This window comes from Pseudomonas sp. P5_B2, from assembly GCF_056400445.1.
Window position 1 is genome coordinate 1 of sequence record NZ_JBFULH010001073.1, and the last position, 1044, is coordinate 1044.

A 1044-nucleotide genomic window follows, 5' to 3' on the forward strand; every position below is an offset into this window, starting at 1 on the left:
GACCAAAGGAAATACCTATGAAAAAGCCGATGAAGAACTGGAATGAAACCCCGCTGTTGCGTGCAGGTACCAACGTGATCAACACACCGGTCAAGACTACCCAAGTGGACGCGTGCCTGAACTTCCTGCCTCGTTACAACGTGGGCAATATCCACGAAATCAAGCAATTCTGGAGCGTGGAGGTCCAAAACTGAAACACGTTCGCTAAACCCATCAACAAGGCTGCAGACTGACAAAGTCTGCAGCTTTTTTGGATTCATTGGCGTTACTGATCTAAAAAGACCCGTGCCGCTGCAAATTCGTCATCATTCTTCCCCCGCCCGCGTGATAGCCTTTTGTTCCTTCGGCGTTGACACTTTTGCTCAAGCCCTTCCATTCCCCTTGCAGTGGTGGAACTCGTATGTCCAGGCTTTCCCATCAAGATTTGCGCCGTAACTTTCGCGAACTGTTCGCTTCCAACACCTGCTACCACACGGCCTCGGTCTTCGACCCGATGTCGGCCCGCATTGCGGCTGACCTGGGTTTTGAAGTGGGGATCCTGGGCGGCTCCGTCGCATCGTTGCAGGTGCTGGGCGCCCCCGACTTTGCGTTGATCACCCTCAGCGAGTTCGCCGAACAGGCCACACGCATCGGCCGTGTCGCGCAATTGCCGGTCATCGCCGACGCCGACCATGGCTACGGCAATGCGCTCAATGTGATGCGCACCATCGTCGAACTCGAACGCGCCGGCATCTCCGCACTGACCATCGAAGACACCTTGTTGCCCGCGCAATTCGGCCGTAAATCCACCGACCTGATCGGTGTCGCGGAAGGCGTCGGCAAGATCCGCGCAGCGCTGGAAGCCCGGGTTGATTCGGAAATGGCGATCATCGCCCGCACCAACGCCGGCATCCTGCCCGTCCAGGAAATCATCAACCGCACCCAGCAATACCAGGCCGCCGGCGCAGACGGGATCTGCATGGTGGGCGTGCAGGACTTCGACCAACTGGAAAAAATCGCCGAACACCTGAGCGTGCCGCTGATGCTGGTCACCTATGGCAACCC

General features: G+C 57.5%; 2 protein-coding genes. Both read left to right on the top strand.

Annotated features, from left to right (window positions below):
• Positions 1-194 (top strand): hypothetical protein (locus tag AC1DRJ_RS29250; RefSeq protein WP_477805194.1); only part of this gene is annotated, 194 nt, incomplete at its 5' end.
• A gap of 206 nt (positions 195-400) precedes the next feature.
• Positions 401-1044 (top strand): isocitrate lyase/PEP mutase family protein (locus tag AC1DRJ_RS29255; protein ID WP_477805195.1); only part of this gene is annotated, 644 nt, incomplete at its 3' end.